This window comes from Paenibacillus sp. XP01, assembly GCF_057364885.1.
This window is the reverse complement of the sequence record NZ_CP139481.1, coordinates 6170001-6188918: the sequence shown is the minus strand read 5'-3', so window position 1 is coordinate 6188918 and position 18918 is coordinate 6170001. Positions and strand designations below refer to the sequence as shown.

The window sequence follows — 18918 nt, the reverse complement described above, 5'->3', positions numbered from 1 at the left end:
TTAGTGTGTTCACCCATGATACAGAGCGAATCCCGAAAGGAAGAAAAACGAAATGAAAAAGCATGTTATGCATGTGCTTGGCACAGCGATATTGACCGGCATATTAACCGCAGGCGTGTCCATGCCCCAGTGGGCATCCGCGGCGGAAATGATAACCAGTGAACTGCGGATCAAAACCGGCAGCACAGGGGCTTATATCAATGGGAACAAACAAACGATAATCAAGCCATATCAAACGAATGGGGTCACCATGGTTCCCGTGGGGATTTTCAAAAAAGCGTTCGGCAGCGAAATCCGGCTGGAAAAGGACGACGTGATCAAAATCAAGGAAGGCGCGCATACCGTCACGCTGACGATGGGCAGCACCATTGCCTGGGTAGACGGCGTAAAAAAAGAGATGGGCGCCGCTCCCCAAATGGTCAACGGGGTGTTAATGGTGCCCTTGCGGCCCGTAGCTGCAGGCATTGGAGCCACGCTTGCACCGAACGCTTCGGGAGAACTGGTCATCCGACTACCTCAATGGAGCGAAGCGGCAGATCCGGATGACGAGGATGACATTGCCCTGGACGATAACAAAACGAAGGTGGGGAACAGCTATTACGGCTGGTCCATCAACTACCCGGCAGACCTGATGTTCCTGCAGAGCGGGGACCAGGAACGATTGATGTCGTTCCGATCAACGGATGGCAGTTATTACTTCGAGGTATACGTCAGCGATCAGGAGGTTGCCCTTGATCCGGATGACATGCTGCAACAGCTCGTGCAAGAGGCGAAAATAAACGGTGGCACGGTGCTCGACAGGCAGACTGTATCCAAGGGGGAAACGCCCTACGCTCGCATCGTTGGCAAGGATCCGGACGGAACCTTTTGGGAGATGCGGCAATATGTCAGCGAAGGCCGCCAATACGATGTGTACCTGGCCGACTCCGAGGCCCTGAACTATAAAGATTTGGGCAAACGCGCATCGCTGTTGAATTCCTTCCAGCTTTCTTTTCCGGCATCGGACAAAAGCATCAAGGATTTGTCTACCGTTGAAGATGGCATGCGTTTCGCGGCGAATGAAGATTATGGCATTGAGCTCCAGGTACCGGCAGGCTGGTCGATGGACAACAATCAGATGACGTACCAGGACAAAAACGGGGCATTTCTGCAGCTGCGCGTGACCTCCGCTCCCCCAAGAACAACCGTAAAGGAATGGAGCGGCCAGTTGGATCAATGGATGCGCGAAACGTTCGTGGGCGAAAGCTATGAACCTGTCCGTTCCTATACGATGAACATTGCCGGCGAGACGGCTGAGGTCAGCGAGTTCCGGTACAATTTCGGAGATGGTTGGCAGACGGAGTTCGATGTGTTCCTGCAGAAGAACGGTTACCGTTATTATGCAGAGTTCTCGTTCCCCGAGGCTCAGGAAGCCAATCGGAAATGGTTTGAACGGGTGATGGACAGCATGCAGATCGATTTCGATACGGTGGCTGACAATTTCGGGCAGCTGGATGAAGATCCATACCTGATCGATAAAAGCAAAACGGTGAAGCGCACGTCCAAACGATACCAGTACAGCGTGAACATCCCGCGCTATTGGACGCCATACAGTGACCAGTTCGAGTATTCGCCGGTCATGTACACGTTCACGGGAGGCGAATTTTCCATCGCCGCAAACGCGAACAGCTCGGTGGAGATGACGGTCAGCCAGCTGCGGGAAGCCTACGCGGAAGCGGCCAAATCACGCAAAAATTTCAAGCTGCTCGGCAGCGAGGAACTGACGTTTGCGGGCATTCCGGCGTTTTCCTTCCGATACCATGAGGTGGAGAACGGCATCCCGTACAGCGGCCGGCAGATTGTGTTTGAACAGGGCGGCATGACGTACACAATCACAACAGCTCTGAACGATGCCAACAGCACGGAGGCGCAGGTGGCGGCGCTGGAAAAAGCAGTGAACTCATTTACTTTGATCAAATAATAGAAGAAACAATATGGAGATCGTCAGATCTGAATATGTAGGCGGAGGGCCATGGGGCCTTCCGTTTTTTCATATACGAGGACATGTGATGACTACCAATTTGCAGTTGAAATGATATGGAAAAGTTTGCAGTAACAATATACGGATTTTTCAGGAAAACGTAGATGTGGCAAGACAGAAGTGATACACTATACTAGTTCAGGAGTTATGACTGCTGATCGACCGGAAATGGATGACTGCGCACCCGAATATCGGGCAATACAGTCATAATGTATAGATATATATAAGAGTCGCCAAGACGGAAGGTTGGGCAAGAAATCCGATCCAAGGATCGGTGACGGGGAGGAAACAATGACAACAACAGCAATTCGAAGAGAGGACGTTGAGCTTCTGGCACCTGCGGGGGACTGGGATTGCATGCGTTCGGCGGTAGCCAACGGAGCGGATGCGATTTTTTTCGGCGTCGAAAAATTCAATGCGCGTGCGCGCGCGAACAATTTCCGCATGGACGAGCTGCCGGAAATTATGGCGTTTTTGCATAGCTATGGCGTGAAGGGTTTTTTGACCTTTAACATATTGATTTTTGAAAATGAGCTGGAGGACGCGAAGGAACTGATCGACGCTTGCGTGGATGCAGGCGTGGATGCGGTCATCGTGCAGGATTTGGGATTGGTGAAGCTGATCCGCGAAATTTCGCCGGACTTCCCGATTCACGGTTCCACTCAAATGACGATTACGTCGCCGGAAGCGGTAGAGTTCACAAAGCCGTTTGACATGGAGCGAGTTGTGCTTGGCCGGGAAAATAACTTGAAGCAGATCCAAAAGATCGGTGAGCAGGCGAAACTGCCGATGGAAGTATTTGTCCATGGCGCGTTGTGCGTCTCCTATTCGGGACAGTGCCTGACCTCGGAAATGTGGGGCGGACGTTCGGCGAACCGCGGAGAATGCGCTCAGGCTTGCCGTTTGCCGTATGACTTAATGGTGGATGGCGAACACAAACCGATGGGCGATGTGGCGTATCTTCTGTCGCCGAAGGATTTGGCCGCGATTGACCTGATGCCGGAATTGATCGAAGCGGGCGTGACGTCCTTCAAAATCGAAGGCCGCCTCAAAACGCCGGAATACGTGGCGAACGTGGTCAGCAAATACCGCAAGGCGATCGATCGTTATTTCGACGGCGACGATACCCGTCCAAGCAAGGAAGAGGTTCGCGAACTGCAGCAAAGCTTCTCGCGCGGTTTTACGCACGGTTTCCTGGAAGGCACGAACAACAAAAAACTGGTGGACGGCACGTTCCCGAAAAGCCGCGGCGTCTATCTGGGGCGTGTGGATCAAGTGCTGCGCGACGGCGTAGTCGTCAAATTGGATGCACCCGTTAAGCGCGGGGACGGCATTGTGTTCGATGCCGGCGACCCGACGAAAAAAGAAGAGGGTGGACGCGTCTACGACGTTCGCCGCAAAGGCGTCAAACTCGAAGGCGAAGGCCAAGAGGGCTGGATCGTGGACATCGTGCCCGGCCGCAGCGACGTCGACCTGCGTCGCGTGAAAGTGGGCGACAAGGTATGGAAAACGAATGACCCTGCGCTGGACAAACGTCTGCGCCAGACCTTCGAGACCGACAAACCTTACCGCGTTTTCCCGGTACACGTCAAAGTCATCGGCAGCCCGGGGCAGCCGCTCAGCACATGGTGGACTGACGTGCAGAAAGGCACGACGGTACGCGTCGATTCGGAGATGGAGCTGGACATCGCACAGAAGCGCCCGATGACGCATGAGCTGCTCGAAGAGCAGTTTGGCCGTCTCGGCGGTACCGTGTTCCAGCTGGAAGAGCTGGACGTCAACCTGCACGGTGACGTCATCATCCCGATGCGCGAGCTGAACAACATTCGCCGTCAGGCGGTAGAACAGCTCGCGGGCGAGCGCCCGAAACCGCCCGTCTACGTGAAACGGGCGGTGGACGTGTACGGCGATGCGGCCGTGCCCGCAACGCCGGTGGCGCGCGGTCAAGCCGAGCTGACCGCGCTGTGCCGCAGCCTGCCGCAAGTGGAGGCAGCGCTGGAGGCCGGCATCGGCATGATCTACGCCGACTTCGAGTTCATCAAGCAGTTCCCGGCAGCGGTGGAGGCCGTGCGTGCCGCAGGCCGCAAAATCGCGCTGGCGACGCCGCGCATCCACATGCCTGGCGAGAACGGCTACCATGCCAACATTTTGCGTTTGCAGCCGGATGCCGTGCTGGTGCGCAACACCGGAGCGCTTTATTACTACTTGCGTCACCGGATGGAGAACCCGGATGCGAAGCATCCGCAGCTGATCGGCGACTTCTCCCTGAACATCGCCAATCACAAAGCGGTTGAATTGTTCCTGGAAGCAGGCTGCGACTGGGTGACGCCATCCTATGACCTGAACATTCAACAAATGGTGGATCTGCTCGGACGTGCGCGTACGGACCGTACTGAAGTGGTTATTCACCAGCATTTGCCGATGTTCCACACAGAGCACTGCGTGTACTGCACATTTATGAGCGAAGGCACGGACTACACGAACTGCGGTCGTCCTTGCGAAGAGCATCGCGCTTCCTTGCAGGACCGGATCGGCATGTCCCACCCGGTACGCGTGGATGAAGGCTGCCGCAATACGGTGTACAATGCGGTAGAGCAGTCCGGCGCAGAATACCTGACCAACTTCATGGATCTGGGCGTGTCCCGTTACCGCGTGGAGTTCCTGGAAGAAACGCCGGAGCAGGTGCGTGAGGTTATCGATCTGTACAACCGTGCATTGCGCGGCGAAATTAGCGGCACGCAAGTATGGAAAACGCTGAAAGCGACCAACCAGCTTGGCGTTACCCGCGGTCAGCTGGTGAAATAACCAAACAGCGCCATGCATGAATGAAGAACGAGGAACGGACCCCAATCTCTGCTTGAAGGAGCTCTTGGGGTCTTTTTCATAACCGGATCGGGTATAGGACCCGCCAATAGAAACATTCAAGAAACGCGACGCCATAACGAACGGACGGACGAACGAACCTGTTGATTCAAGATGTTGTTGGTGGAACGTGACGATTGATTTGCAAGGAGGAGGGGGATACGTGGCGCCATTCTCGATGATGGACATCAAATTGCTGTGCGGTGTCACGGCATTTAAACGAGGGGATGACTACCATAAGTCAGGACGTGTGACCAATCTAGTTGTTAGCGAGGATGAGCAGCATTATGACGCGATCGTGCGAGGAACCGAGCGATACAAGGTGAAGATCGATCTGGACGAGGCGGGAGAGATCGAGGCGTTTTGCGATTGTCCTGCCTACGGGATGTATTACGACTATTGCAAGCACGTGGCCGCCGTCCTCTTGACCATTCACGAGCGCTGGGAACAGGCAAAACCTGCCGCCCAGAAGACCCGGGGGGAAGGCGATGCGCACAGTGAGCGGCCGGCGACTTCGGTTGGCGTTTCTGCAGGAACTTCATCTTCGAAGGCAGGAGGAGAAGGCGCATCCCGCGTGGGGACTTTGGTAGAGGAAAACGCATGGGAGCGCCCCGATGCATCTCTTCCTTCTTCATTGGCGCAGGCGGGTCGTCCAAGCTCGGCGCTCGGCTGGGGGAGGTCCGCAGACAAACCTTCCTATCGCACGGCGGACGAAATTTTGTCGCTCTTTGCGAGGGAGCGAAATCCCATGCACGCATTGGAACGAAGCATGGCAGCTCCGGAACTGCGCTCCCCGTTTCAGGAAGAACTGCAGGTCCAATTCATTTGCAAGCTGGCACAGGTTCGCAAAGGAGAGGCCAAACTGGCGCTGGAACTCAAGGTAGGCGAAAAACGCCTGTACGTCGTTCCAAAGGTCAAGCAGTTTCTGAACAGCGTCGAAAAGGGTGTATCGATGCTGTTTACCAAACATTTTGCCTATGATCCGTCCCGCCATTATTTCAGCCCGCGCAACCAAGAGATTCTATCCATGCTGATTCGTATGCGCCATAGCGAAGAAGCTTACCGGGAATCGATATCGGGTTACCTTGGTGCTTCGGATAGCCGGGACATCCTGATTGCGCCGCTGGTATGGAAACCGCTGCTCGATCTGTTGCTTCAGGCGGACAGCCGGATGGAAGGGACCGGGTTCGTGAACGGTCCGCTTGCGCTGGGACAGGGGGCGCTGCCTTTGTACTATCGGATCGCCGAAGGCAAGCAGGAAGGGTATCAGCTTGAAGTTTCGGGATTGCGCGAGGTATTGCTTCTTCCGGCATACGGTGCCGCAGTCGTAGAAGGCGAGCTGCACATGCTGGGTCCGACACAGATGCGAAGTCTGGAAGATTTGGTGGGTGCTCTTACGTCCTACGGCATCAAGGAGAGCATTGATATCTCGGAACATCAGGTGAACGAGTTCGTGCAGCATGTGGTGCCTGAATTACGGATGCTCGGCCATCTCTCCATCGATGCCAAAGTGCGGGAACAGATCGTGGAGCCGACGCTCACGCCGAAGCTGTACCTTGATTTCTATCGGGAACGGATTACGGCCCGCCTCGAATTCGATTACGAAGTGATGGTCATCAATCCACTCGCGGAATATTTGATCGAAGAAGAGGAAGAACGAGTGATTCTGATCCGTGACCGCCGACGAGAACAGCATTTAATCGACAAGTTGGATGCGTCCTTGCTTGAGCGGGAGGGCAGCGTCTGGGTGAGCGAGCAGGAGGATGCCATTTATAACGTCCTGTATTTCTTGGTGCCTGAACTCGAAAAATACGCCGATGTTTATGTGCCGAACGCAGTCAAAGCGATGATGCCCGCCGCACAGATTCCTCCGAAAGTTCGGGTCGATCTCGGCAAAGGGTTGGACTGGCTCGAAATTTCCTTCGAGATGGACGGATTGGATGAACTGGAGATTCAGGAGCTGATGCGCAGCATCGTTGAAAAGAAAGCCTATATGCGCTTGCGTGACGGTACGTTTATTTCGCTTGAAAATGAAGGCATGCACAGCTTCGCCCGCGTGGCGGACTCGCTCGGGTTGGAGCCTGGCGATATTCGCGGCAGCCACATTCAGCTGCCGGCTGTCCGGGCCTTGCAGCTTCCGGGCCGGGACGAGGTATCCGGCCATGTGAAGTGGGGCGGTGCCATCCGGCGCTTCCTTGCCGATCTGCGCGACCCGGACCGGATGGACTTCGCGCTGCCAGACACGCTGTCCTCCGTGCTGCGCGATTATCAGGCCAGCGGGTACCAGTGGCTGCGTACGCTCGCGTTTTACCGCTTTGGCGGCATTTTGGCCGATGACATGGGGCTTGGCAAAACGCTGCAAAGCATCGCGTACATTACGGCCGAGTTGGCGGAGGCGCCGGATTTGTCTGCGAACACAGGTCATCCTCCAGTGCTCGTCGTTGCGCCAGCATCGTTAACGTATAACTGGGCCCATGAATTTGCGCGTTTTGCACCCCATCTGAACGTACTTGTCGCGGCCGGGCAGAAGGAGGAGCGTGCCTCGATGCTGGCGGATATGGAGCATGCCGACGTTGTCATTACGTCGTATCCGCTGCTTCGCCGCGATCTGGATACGTATTTGGGCAGGGCGTTCCATACGCTCATCCTGGATGAGACGCAGGCGATCAAAAACGCCTCTTCCCAGACGGCTCGGGCCGTGAAGCAAATCCAGGCTCCGCGCCGGTTTGCCCTGACGGGAACGCCGGTCGAAAATTCGCTGGACGAGTTGTGGTCCATTTTCGAGGCCATATTCCCGGGACTGTTCCCCAGCTATCGCCGCTTCCGCGATCTTCAGGCAGAGCGCATCGCCCGCATGGTTCGTCCATTTATCATGCGCCGCCTGAAGAAAGACGTGCTCGAAGAACTGCCGGACCGCATCGAAACGGTGCATCGTTCGGAGTTGAACCAGGAGCAGAAGAAGCTGTACGCGGCTTATCTGTCCCAACTGCAGGACGAAACGTCCCGCGATTTGCAAGAAGGCGGTTTCCAGCAGCATCGCATCAAAATTTTGGCAGGCATTACCCGCTTGCGCCAGTTGTGCTGCCACCCGGCTCTGTTTGTGGAAGACTACCGGGGCGAGTCGGGCAAAATGGAACAACTGCTGGACATCGTGGAGGACGCCATGGCTTCAGGCAGGCGCATGCTGATTTTCTCCCAGTTTGCGAGCATGCTCGCCATGATTCGCCAGACGCTGCTTGCACAGGGGCGCGGCTTGTTTTATCTTGATGGGCAAACGCCTGCCAAAGACCGGGTGGACATGTGCCGACGTTTCAACGAGGGAGAAGGCGACTTGTTTTTGATTTCCTTGAAGGCAGGCGGAACTGGCCTCAACCTCACGGGGGCGGATACGGTCGTTTTATACGATCTATGGTGGAACCCCGCCGTGGAGGAGCAGGCGATCGGACGTGCCCATCGCATGGGGCAAAAGCAGGTTGTGCAGGTTATCCGTCTTGTATCGGAAGGAACGATCGAAGAGAAGATTCTGGAGCTGCAGCAGCGCAAAAAAGATCTGATCGCCGAAGTGATCGAGCCGGGAGACGGAGGGGCCACCGCCCTTTCCGAGCATGATATCCGGGAGCTGTTGATGGTGTAACAAGACATGAGGGTGATGCAGTGGAGCAATTCCGGCATCGCCCTTTTCGTGGTACCATGAGAAGCAATATAATTTGCGTATCGTTGTTACAGTGCCTAAAAAACCATGGTATACTTGGGTTCACTTAGCCATTTTGTGTTAATGAAGTGTACAGTATTGACTGGATTACTCTTCGAATTCATCGTATATTTCGACTGTTTGAACTTTGAAAAGGGGCCATGATTTTCATGAAAATCCGTAAAGCGATTATTCCTGCGGCTGGGCTGGGGACACGTTTTCTGCCTGCCACCAAAGCGATGCCAAAGGAAATGCTGCCGATCGTTGACAAGCCGACGATTCAGTACATCATCGAGGAGGCCGTCGCCTCTGGAATAGAAGACATTATCATCGTGACTGGCAAGGGGAAACGTGCGATCGAAGACCACTTCGATTACTCCTTCGAGCTGGAACAGAATTTAGCTGACAAACAAAAGTGGGACCTGCTCAGCGAAGTTCGCAAACCATCCGAGATGGCGGACATTCATTATATCCGGCAAAAGGAACCCAAGGGACTGGGACATGCCATCTGGTGTGCACGGAAATTTATTGGAGACGAACCGTTTGCCGTACTTCTCGGGGACGATATTGTTGAAGCCAATACGCCGTGTCTGCAGCAGATGATGGAGGTGTATGACGAGTTGCAATCACCCATTGTCGGCGTGCAGCCCGTCGATTGGAGCGAAGTGTCCAGATACGGAATCGTGGACGGCGAAGTCGTCTCCCGTACCGATGAACGCGTGTTCCGCGCGCGCCGCCTGATTGAGAAGCCGAGCACGGAACAGTCGCCATCCAACCTGGCCATTATGGGACGTTATATTTTGACACCTGATATCTTTGAGATTCTTGGACAGCAGTCTGCTGGTGTCGGAGGGGAAATTCAGCTAACCGATGCATTGTCCCGATTGAATGAGCGGAGAGAGATACTGGCATATCATTTTGAGGGGCTTCGCCATGACGTCGGCGAGAAACTTGGCTTTATCGAAACGACGATTCATTATGCGCTTCAGCATGAAGACTTGCGTGATCAGTTGCTGGCATATTTGCAAAAGATCGTGCAGAAGGAAATCATATAACTTTCCACTTAAGCCAAGACGAGCTCTCTAATGCTTGGCTTTTTTGAATGTTTTCATCAAATTAATCCGATCCAGGCCAATGAACGATCATTTGTCCGATGTCTGACATATATATAGTCTATATGAAGAAATGCTGTCAGCACTGTCAGCAGCCAACGGAGGGATCGAATGAATGTCATTCCGCTGTTTTTGGATGGAGCGAAGATATTGGAGCCGTTAGTCCACGGTGATCATCGAGGATATTTTATGGAAAGTTACAATGAACGGATTCTTCATAAGAACGGATTAAAGTATTCCTTTGTTCAGGATAATCAATCCCTTTCGGCAGAAGTGGGAGTGCTGAGGGGATTGCACTACCAGCTTCATCCTCAAGCCCAAACCAAACTCGTCAGAGTTCTGTCCGGCGCGATCTACGATGTGATTGTGGATATCCGGCGTTCATCGCCGACGTTTGGTCAGTGGCAGGGTGTCATCCTTAGCGAATACAACCAGCGGCAATTGCTAGTTCCCCGAGGATTTGCTCACGGTTTTTGTACGCTTGTGCCGGGTACACAAGTAGCCTACAAAGTGGATGCATATTATTCTCCTGAACATGATCGCGGCATTCTATGGAACGACCCGGATTTGGCGATTGATTGGCCGACGAGTAATCCCGTGCTTTCAGAGAAGGATGCGAAGCATCCCTTGCTGAAGGATGCAGACATCAATTTTGACTAAAGGAGGGGACAGCATGAAACTGCTCGTTACGGGTGGGGCCGGGTTTATCGGCAGTAATTTTGTCATGTATATGCTCCGCAAGTATGCCAACTACGAAATCATCAACGTGGATGCATTGACCTATGCAGGCAACCTTGAAAATTTGCAGTCGGTGGAGTCCAATCCTAATTACACATTCGTGAAAGCCGATATTACGGATGCGCAGCAAATCGAGCGAATCTTTTCCAAAGGAATTGACATCATCGTCAATTTTGCAGCCGAATCCCATGTGGACCGGAGTATTCTTTCTCCAGAGCTTTTTGTTCGGACGAACGTATTGGGAACGCAAATCCTTTTGGATGCTGCCAAAAAACACGAAATCACAAAGTTTGTGCAAGTATCCACCGACGAGGTTTACGGGTCGCTCGGCCCCACCGGATTGTTTACGGAGGAAACGCCTTTGATGCCAAACAGCCCCTATTCGGCGAGCAAAGCGGGAGGGGACTTGCTTGTTCGGGCTTACCACGAAACCTACGGATTGCCCGTAAATATTACCCGTTGTTCCAACAACTATGGGCCATACCAATTTCCAGAGAAGCTGATTCCTTTAATCATCTCCAGAGCACAGAATAATGAGGAAGTGCCCGTTTATGGCGATGGACTGAACATTCGTGATTGGCTCTATGTGGAGGATCATTGCAGTGCCATTGATATGGTCATCCATCGGGGCCGTAACGGTGAAGTGTATAACGTAGGCGGCAATAATGAGCGTACCAATCTGTATATCGTGGAAACCGTGCTGCAGCAGTTAGGCAAACCCGCCAGCCTGATCAAACATGTGCAAGACCGCTTGGGTCATGATCGTCGGTATGGCATCGATCCAACCAAGATACATGCTGAATTAGGATGGAAGCCGGTGCATAGCTTCGAAACGGGAATTCGCGAAACCGTAAATTGGTACCTGAATCATCAAGAATGGTGGAAGAGAATTCAGTCTGGCGAATATCAGGATTATGTCCAGCTTCAGTATGGAGAGCGGCTGGGTGATTCTTCCTCATGAAATACAGAGTTATCGTAACAGGGGCTGCAGGTCAGTTGGGCCGCGATGTAGCAGAGGTTTTTCGGAGAGACGGGCATGATGTTATGGCTTTGGATCGAGACCAGCTGGATATTACGGACCAACAGCAATGCGAGAAATGTATCGTCACCTTTAAGCCTCATCTTATTGTGCACTGTGCAGCATACACGGCCGTAGATCGGGCAGAGTCGGATGAAGATGCGGCGTACCGGGTGAATGTATACGGAACTCGAAATGTTGCTGTTGCGGGGGAAAAGGTAGGCGCAAGATTTATATATATAAGTACGGATTATGTTTTTGATGGTATGGTGACGACAGCATATCGTGAGCATGATGAAACAAACCCGCAAACGGTATACGGCAAATCCAAGTTAGCTGGGGAGCTGCTTGTGCAAGGACTCACCACACGTTGGTTCATTGTACGTACATCTTGGGTATTCGGCTTGCATGGAAACAATTTTGTGAAAACGATGTTGGAACTTATGCAAAGCAAGCCCGAATTGCAAATCGTAAACGATCAAAGAGGAGCTCCCACGTATACTGTCGATTTGGCAAACTTTCTATATATATTGTCGAAAACAGAGAAGTATGGCATCTATCATGCATCCAATACGGGAGTTTGCACCTGGTACGAGTTTGCCCAGAGGATTGCCGATGAGGCGAAGAAACTGGAGGGTTTCCAGTTACAGGCCCGGTTACTCCCATGTACGACGCAGCAGTTTCCACGTCCGGCTCCTCGCCCGGCGAATTCAGTCATGGAACCATTGGCGATTCGAGCCAACGGGTTTGCCCCACTGAGGCCATGGCGGGAAGCTTTAGCGGAATTTATCCTAGAGTGGAACGGGGAGAAAGCGAGGGGACATTAGATATATCTGGGAACGAAGCTGTGGTTTGAGTAAAAGAAGAGAGGGTATTTTTAGGTCAGTCCAATTGAATCTTTATATTTTACCATACCGCCGGTAGGCGGTTTTTTGTTTACTTCCATCCCGGATCGGGTAGTTAGCTATAAATGTTAACCATTTTCCTGACTCCATCCAAGGATGTGAACGATATGAAACGATGGATTGCTCCCATAACGTTGTTGATCGTGACCGTGGGCATGCTGTTTTTTGCCTATGACAGCCAGAGCGAGGAGCAGCATGACGGTTTTACCGCTTACCGGTTGATTGCCCATGCGATGGGCAGCATCCGCGACCAGCCTTACACGAATGCCTACGAAGCGATGATCGCCAACTACGAAAAGGGCACGCGTGTGTTCGAGATCGACTTCATGCTGACGTCTGACCGCAAGGTAGTGGCGAGGCATGAGTGGACGGCGAATATGAGCAAACTGCTGGGTCAAGATGAAGAGCTTCCCGAAGAAAAACAAGCCGGCCCGCTGACGCATGAGGAATTTATGAACACCCCCATTCTGGGCATGTACCAACCGATGGATGCAGACGGCATCATGGACGTGCTGGCCGAGTATCCCGACATGTACATCGTGACCGATACGAAGGAGCAGCAGGACGAGGATATCCGGCAGGTGCTCACGGCACTGGTGGATGCTGCGCAGGAGCGTGATCCGGCATTGCTCGATCGGGTCGTGGTCCAGATTTATAATGAAGCGATGCTGGAGTCGGTGAAGCAAATTCATGATTTTTCGTCCATTATCTATACATTGTATGCTACGCAGGATACCGAGGCTCAGGTGGTGGATTTTGTGCAAGATCATGACATTGCAGCGGTGACCATGCCCGAATACAAGGTGAACCGGGATTTCGTTGCCAGGCTGAAGCGGGCAGGGGCGGTTACGTACGTGCATACGATCAATGAAACGGAGCAGGTGGCCAATTATGAAAAATGGGGCGTGTACGGCGTATATTCCGACGTGCTGACCGAAGAGGAAATCGAGCGGATGAACACCCGCGTTGCGTGGAAGCCGTAGTTGGCTTCCTTTTTTTGTTCCCCTTTTTATGCGAACATTGACACTCACTCCCTGCTGGCATAGACTTAGTTTACAAGTGTTTTGAAGATGCAGAAGAACCTCTGGAGGAATGTTCGTTGATCGATATGATAAAGCAGTGGAGACATGTTTTTAAGCTCGACCCGGATCGGGAAATTACCGATGAAGCGTTGGATCGCGTTTGCATGTCCGGAACCGACGCCATCATGGTGGGAGGTTCGTCGGGAGTGACTTATGACAATACGGTAGACCTCATGTCCAGAGTGCGGCGTTATGAGCTGCCGTGTGTGCTCGAAGTTTCCGATTTGGAGGCGGTGGTGCCTGGTTTCGATGGATACCTCATTCCAATGGTGCTTAATACGACGGACAGCCAGTGGCTGATCGGACAGCACCAGCGTGCCATCGAGCAATACGGTTACCTGATTCCCTGGGACGAGCTCATTGCGGAAGGGTATATCGTGCTTAATGCCGATTCGACCGTGGCCAGAATGACGGGGGCAGACACCCATCTGAGCACAGAGGCGGTGGTGGCGTATGCCCAGACTGCGGAACGGTTGATGGGACTGTCCGTCGTGTACCTGGAGTACAGCGGCACGTTTGGGGATATGGAGCTGGTTGCGCAAACGCGCCGAAAGCTGGAGCGGGCGCATTTGATTTACGGTGGGGGCATCGATGGAGCCGAGAAAGCGGCCCAGGCTGCCCAGGCGGCAGATACCGTTGTCGTTGGCAATATCGTATACAGCGATTTGGCGAAGGCACTGGAGACGGTGCAGGCCGTTAAAGCCTCGGTGTAGCGTCCGAATCGGCTAACGGAGATCCGTTTGGCGTTTTCCAATCTCTCCTGAAACAAGTATGGCGGGCAATGCTTCCCATTCTCCCATTTCTCCCGCATAATCTGTTAAAATAAAGCTTTGCCTCGCAACTGTTCACGTGCAAGACCGAATTCATCACGAAAGGAGCATGCATGCATGCAACCTGTAAATATACATGACGCCATAGCCCGGCTGAATGCGCCTCAGCGTCAGGCCGTCGAAGCAACCGACGGTCCCCTGCTGATTATGGCGGGAGCGGGCAGCGGCAAAACCCGGGTGCTGACGCACCGGATCGCATATTTGATCGCTACACGGAAGACCCCGCCGTGGGGCATTTTGGCGATCACGTTTACGAACAAGGCCGCGCGCGAGATGCAGGATCGGGTAGCCCAGCTGGTCGGCCGCGACGGCCGCGACATTTGGGTATCCACCTTCCACTCCATGTGCGTGCGCATTTTGCGCCGCGACATCGAACGGATCGGATTTACGTCCAATTTCAGCATTCTGGACTCTTCGGACCAACTGTCCGTGATTCGCAGCTGCATGAAGGACCAGAACATCGATACGAAAAAGTTCGAGCCTAAGGCCGTTCAAGCCATGATCAGCACGGCCAAGAACGAACTGATCGGACCCGAACAATACGAACGCAAGGTCGGGGATTATTTCGAAGGCATCGTGGCCAAGATCTACACCATGTACCAGAAGCGGTTGAAGGCGAACAACTCGCTCGACTTTGACGATCTCATCATGGCTACGATCCAATTGTTCAAGGAAGTGCCGGAAGTGCTCGATTTCTATCAAAAGAAATTCCAGTACATCCATGTGGACGAGTATCAGGATACGAACCGTGCCCAGTACATGCTGTGCCGCATGCTGGCAGACAGCCACCACCGCATCTGCGTCGTGGGCGATAGCGACCAGTCGATCTACCGCTGGCGCGGTGCCGACATCAGCAACATTTTGAACTTTGAGCAGGACTATCCCGAAGCGCGCACCATTATGCTGGAGCAGAACTATCGTTCCACGTCCAACATCCTGAACGCGGCGAATGGAGTCATTGCCCTGAACTCGGGCCGCAAACCGAAGAAATTGTGGACGGACAAGGAAGGCGGAGCGAAGATCAAGGTGTACCGTGCCGATTCCGAGCATGATGAAGGGTATTTCGTTACCTCCGAAATTAGTAAAAACGCAAAGAACGGAAAATCCTATCAGGATCATGCCATCTTGTACCGGACCAATGCCCAGTCCCGGGTGATCGAGGAAATTTTGATCAAATCGGATATCCCGTACCAGATCGTCGGCGGCATCAAGTTCTATGACCGCAAAGAGATCAAGGACATTCTGGCATACCTGCGGCTGCTCTCCAACCCGGACGACGATATCAGCTTGACCCGCATCATTAACGTGCCGAAGCGCAGCATCGGCGACACGACGGTGGCCAAGCTGGCTGCGGCCGCGGCTGAACGCGGCGTATCCATCTATCGCGTGCTGCAAGTGGTGGATGACCTCGGCTTTGCAGGACGTACGCGTAATGCACTCGTTGAATTTTATGACATGATTGCTGCACTGCACCAAATGGTCGAGTATTTGTCGGTGACCGAGCTGACAGAAAAAATATTGGAGATGAGCCAGTACCGCACGGAAATGCAGGCCGAGAATACGCTCGAGTCGAAAGCAAGGTTGGAAAATATCGAAGAGTTCCTGTCGGTTACGATGGAATTCGAGAAAAACAATGAAGACAAGACGCTTGTATCCTTCCTAACGGATTTGGCGCTGATTGCCGACATCGATACGATGAATGACGATGAGGAAGACCGCAGCGACGCGGTAACCCTCATGACGATGCACAGCGCGAAGGGGCTGGAATTCCCGGTCGTGTTCATCATCGGCATGGAGGAGGGCGTATTCCCGCACAGCCGTGCGTTCATGGATAACGAAGAGTTGGAGGAAGAGCGCCGCCTGGCCTATGTGGGCATTACGCGGGCGGAGGAACAATTGTTCCTTTCCTGTGCACAGATGCGGACGCTGTTCGGCCGGACTACGGCGAATCCGCCTTCGCGTTTCTTGGACGAGATTCCCGACGAGCTGAAAGAGGACACGCAAATGGCGCGTGACCGATATCGCCGCGGCAGCAGTACGGGTGGCGGTTCTTACGGCGGACGCGGGTTGGGCAGCACCGGTGGCAGCAATTTCGGCAGCGGCGGAAGCAAGCTGTTCGACCGCCAGAGCCGCGGCGGTTCTTCGGCGACGTCCTCGGTTACTTCGGCTGCGTCTTCTCGCGTGACCATGAGCACACCGTCGGTTTCGTCGAAGCCTGCTTCTGCAGCGGACGGATCAGGTGCGTTCAAAGCCGGCGACAAAGTACAGCATGGCAAATGGGGGACAGGAACCATCGTTGCCGTCAAAGGGACGGGTAACGATACGGAGCTGCAGATTGCATTTCCGGCCCCGGTTGGCGTCAAACGCCTGCTTGCCGGTTTTGCCCCGATCACCAAAGTGGAATAATAAATCTTGCAACGGAACGAACGCCAGACCTGCTCTGACGTTCGTTCTACATAATGACGTGCTTTAAACAACAACACATATAAACCATTTAAATACGGAGGGATGGCCCCATATGGATCCGATGCACCGGATGGAGCAACTCGTAACCGAGCTCAATCAGCATAACTACCAGTATTACACGTTGGACCAGCCGCAGATCAGTGACAAGGAGTATGATCTTCTGTACGACGAACTGGTTACGCTGGAACGGGAAAGCGGCATCGTTTTGCCGGATTCGCCTACGCAGCGCGTGGGTGGTGAACTGCTTAAGGGATTTGAACCGCATCGTCATCTATCCCCGCTGTGGAGTTTGGACAAAGCCCAGAACATGGAGCAGCTGAGAAGTTGGAATGCCCGTGTGATCAAGCTGGTGAACGACTACAACAGCAAAAATCCGGATCATCCTCTGCCGGCCCCGGGTTATGTCATTGAGCTGAAATTCGATGGTCTTACCCTGAACCTGACGTATACGAACGGTGAACTCGTTCAGGCATCCACGCGCGGCAACGGCACGGTGGGCGAAGGCATTTTGGCGCAAGTCAAAACGATCAAATCGGTTCCGCTCAAGATCCCATATACGGCGGGAACGATTGAAGTGCAGGGCGAGGGCATCATGAACCTGTCCGTATTGAGCAGATATAACGAGACGGCCGCCGAACCGCTCAAAAATGCGCGTAATGCCGCTGCGGGCGCGCTGCGCAACCTCAATCCGAAGGTCACTGCGGAACGCAGGCTGAATGCTTATTTTTACAATGTCGGGTACTCGGACAATCTTCGGTTCGCCACCCATCAGGAGATGATGGACTTTCTGCGCGAAAACCGTTTCAAAGTAAACCCGTCGATCACATACTTTCATGAGTTCGAGGATGTGGTGGAGCAGCTGGACGCCATTCAGGAAAACAGGGATCAGCTTGATTATCTCATCGATGGGGCGGTCATCAAGATTACGGACATGCGCACCCGCGAAGTGTTGGGATATACGGACAAGTTCCCTCGCTGGGCCGTTGCGTTCAAGTTCGAGGCGGAAGAGACGACGACGGTCCTGAAGTCGGTGGATTGGAACGTAGGACGTACCGGAAAGGTCACGCCGCTCGCACGTGTCGAGCCGGTCGAGCTGGCAGGAGTTACGGTTCAGAACTGCACGTTGAACAACGTGGGGGACATCGAGCGCAAAAACCTGAAATTCGCATTGGGCACGCGCGTGTTCATCCGCCGTTCCAATGACGTCATTCCGGAAATTCTCGGAAAAGTAACCGAAGAAAATGACGGAGAGGAGATCGTCTATCCGGAAAGTTGCCCTGCCTGCGGTTTCCCGCTCGAGCAGCGCGGAGCGCACCTGTTCTGCAACAACCGATTGGCATGCAAACCGCAGACCGTGGCACGCATTGCCCATTTTGCATCCCGTGACGCCATGGATATCGAAACGTTCAGCGAGAAGACAGCCATCCAGCTGTATGACGAATTGAGCGTTCGCGAACCGGCAGAGCTCTATACCCTTCAATTCGAGGATTTGGTCAAGCTGGAGCGGTTCGGCGAGAAAAAGGCGAATAACCTTTTGGCGGCACTGGAGAAAAGCAAGGATCGCGACCTTGCTTCATTCCTGTATGCCCTGGGCATTCCGAACACCGGTAAAACGACGACGAAAATGCTGGCCGATCATTACCGCGATCTCCATGCGATCATGAACGCTACCGTGGAAGAGCTCATTGAGCTTCCGGACGTGGGCGGCATCGTCGCCGAGAGCATTGTAGCTTTCTTTGCGGACCCGTTCATGCAAGCAGCCATCGAGAAAATGTTGAGCCTTGGCGTCAAGGCTCAGGCTCCGGAAGCTCCGGCGGCCGTTGTGCAGGATTCATTCTTCAGCGGCAAAACGGTGGTGCTTACCGGCACCCTGCATCAACTGACCCGGGACGAGGCTACGCAGCGTCTGGAGGCACTTGGTGCCAAAGTGACAGGCAGCGTATCCAAGAAGACCGATCTGGTCATTGCCGGCGAGAAAGCAGGCAGCAAGCTGGCGAAAGCGCATGATTTGGGCATTCCTACGATCGAGGATGAGGATGAGCTTGTAAGGCTGCTGAATCAAGGATAATGAAACACGGACGAACTGAAACGAAATAACGCAAAGAATCCCCGGTAGCTGCATTGACGCGGCTAGCGGGGATTTTTATTTTTGAGTGAATTTGGGGAAGAATATCAACGGATGTTTGGAAGGCGG

At 53.5% G+C, this 18918-nt stretch carries 12 protein-coding genes (1 of these 12 cut by a window edge); 11 read left to right on the top strand and 1 reads right to left on the bottom strand.

Annotated features, from left to right (window positions below; translation table 11 throughout):
• The first annotated feature begins 52 nt into the window (after positions 1–52).
• From SNR34_RS28030 to ligA, 11 genes are all read left to right on the top strand, one after another.
• A complete protein-coding gene (locus tag SNR34_RS28030; RefSeq protein ID WP_486180641.1) occupies positions 53–1960 on the top strand; it encodes a stalk domain-containing protein in 1908 nt (635 codons plus the stop codon).
• Positions 1961–2311: 351 nt separating this feature from the next.
• Positions 2312–4825 carry a U32 family peptidase gene (locus tag SNR34_RS28025; RefSeq protein ID WP_486180640.1) on the top strand — a complete coding sequence of 838 codons (2514 nt, stop codon included), beginning with the start codon at positions 2312–2314 and terminating at the stop codon, positions 4823–4825.
• Positions 4826–5045: 220 nt separating this feature from the next.
• The gene (locus SNR34_RS28020; RefSeq protein ID WP_486180639.1) at positions 5046–8516 is read left to right on the top strand and encodes a DEAD/DEAH box helicase; all 3471 of its coding nucleotides are present in this window, start codon (positions 5046–5048) and stop codon (positions 8514–8516) included.
• A gap of 227 nt (positions 8517–8743) precedes the next feature.
• Positions 8744–9628 (top strand): UTP--glucose-1-phosphate uridylyltransferase GalU, encoded by an 885-nt coding sequence (gene galU / locus SNR34_RS28015; RefSeq protein ID WP_486180638.1) that lies wholly within the window; start codon positions 8744–8746, stop codon positions 9626–9628.
• Between the two features lie 168 nt (positions 9629–9796).
• Positions 9797–10345: a dTDP-4-dehydrorhamnose 3,5-epimerase gene (rfbC, locus tag SNR34_RS28010; RefSeq protein WP_486180637.1), complete on the top strand. Its 549-nt coding sequence runs from the start codon at positions 9797–9799 to the stop codon at positions 10343–10345.
• A 13-nt stretch (positions 10346–10358) separates the two neighbouring features.
• Positions 10359–11384 carry a dTDP-glucose 4,6-dehydratase gene (gene rfbB, locus SNR34_RS28005; protein ID WP_486180636.1) on the top strand — a complete coding sequence of 342 codons (1026 nt, stop codon included), beginning with the start codon at positions 10359–10361 and terminating at the stop codon, positions 11382–11384.
• Complete coding sequence (gene rfbD / locus SNR34_RS28000; protein WP_486180635.1) at positions 11381–12268, top strand: dTDP-4-dehydrorhamnose reductase; 888 nt, start codon at positions 11381–11383, stop codon at positions 12266–12268. The genes rfbB and rfbD overlap by 4 nt, the downstream gene beginning before the upstream one ends.
• A 185-nt stretch (positions 12269–12453) precedes the next feature.
• Positions 12454–13329: a phosphatidylinositol-specific phospholipase C/glycerophosphodiester phosphodiesterase family protein gene (locus SNR34_RS27995; protein ID WP_486180634.1), complete on the top strand. Its 876-nt coding sequence runs from the start codon at positions 12454–12456 to the stop codon at positions 13327–13329.
• Positions 13330–13454: 125 nt separating this feature from the next.
• Positions 13455–14141, top strand: coding sequence for a heptaprenylglyceryl phosphate synthase (gene pcrB, locus SNR34_RS27990; RefSeq protein WP_438286878.1), 687 nt, complete (start codon positions 13455–13457; stop codon positions 14139–14141).
• Between the two features lie 174 nt (positions 14142–14315).
• A complete protein-coding gene (gene pcrA, locus SNR34_RS27985) occupies positions 14316–16664 on the top strand; it encodes a DNA helicase PcrA (protein ID WP_339274811.1) in 2349 nt (782 codons plus the stop codon).
• Positions 16665–16776: 112 nt separating this feature from the next.
• On the top strand, positions 16777–18792 hold the full coding sequence (gene ligA / locus SNR34_RS27980; RefSeq protein ID WP_339274809.1) for an NAD-dependent DNA ligase LigA: 2016 nt from the start codon (positions 16777–16779) through the stop codon (positions 18790–18792).
• A gap of 104 nt (positions 18793–18896) precedes the next feature.
• Here the strand turns inward: ligA and SNR34_RS27975 are convergent, their stop codons facing one another.
• Positions 18897–18918, bottom strand: the final stretch of a protein-coding gene (locus SNR34_RS27975) for a molybdopterin-dependent oxidoreductase (protein WP_486180633.1). The gene runs 1301 nt beyond the window's last position; 22 of the gene's 1323 nt are visible here — the last part of the coding sequence; its start codon lies off the right edge, out of view — the gene reads right to left on this strand; the stop codon is at positions 18897–18899.

Bases quoted from the DNA above. Each gene is read 5' to 3' on its own strand.
- rfbC (WP_486180637.1), top strand. From the start codon at position 9,797: ATGAATGTCATTCCGCTGTTTTTGGATGGAGCGAAGATATTGGAGCCG.
- rfbB (WP_486180636.1), top strand. From the start codon at position 10,359: ATGAAACTGCTCGTTACGGGTGGGGCCGGGTTTATCGGCAGTAATTTT.
- pcrA (WP_339274811.1), top strand. From the start codon at position 14,316: ATGCAACCTGTAAATATACATGACGCCATAGCCCGGCTGAATGCGCCT.
- galU (WP_486180638.1), top strand. From the start codon at position 8,744: ATGAAAATCCGTAAAGCGATTATTCCTGCGGCTGGGCTGGGGACACGT.
- ligA (WP_339274809.1), top strand. From the start codon at position 16,777: ATGGATCCGATGCACCGGATGGAGCAACTCGTAACCGAGCTCAATCAG.
- rfbD (WP_486180635.1), top strand. From the start codon at position 11,381: ATGAAATACAGAGTTATCGTAACAGGGGCTGCAGGTCAGTTGGGCCGC.
- SNR34_RS27995 (WP_486180634.1), top strand. From the start codon at position 12,454: ATGAAACGATGGATTGCTCCCATAACGTTGTTGATCGTGACCGTGGGC.
- pcrB (WP_438286878.1), top strand. From the start codon at position 13,455: ATGATAAAGCAGTGGAGACATGTTTTTAAGCTCGACCCGGATCGGGAA.
- SNR34_RS28025 (WP_486180640.1), top strand. From the start codon at position 2,312: ATGACAACAACAGCAATTCGAAGAGAGGACGTTGAGCTTCTGGCACCT.
- SNR34_RS28030 (WP_486180641.1), top strand. From the start codon at position 53: ATGAAAAAGCATGTTATGCATGTGCTTGGCACAGCGATATTGACCGGC.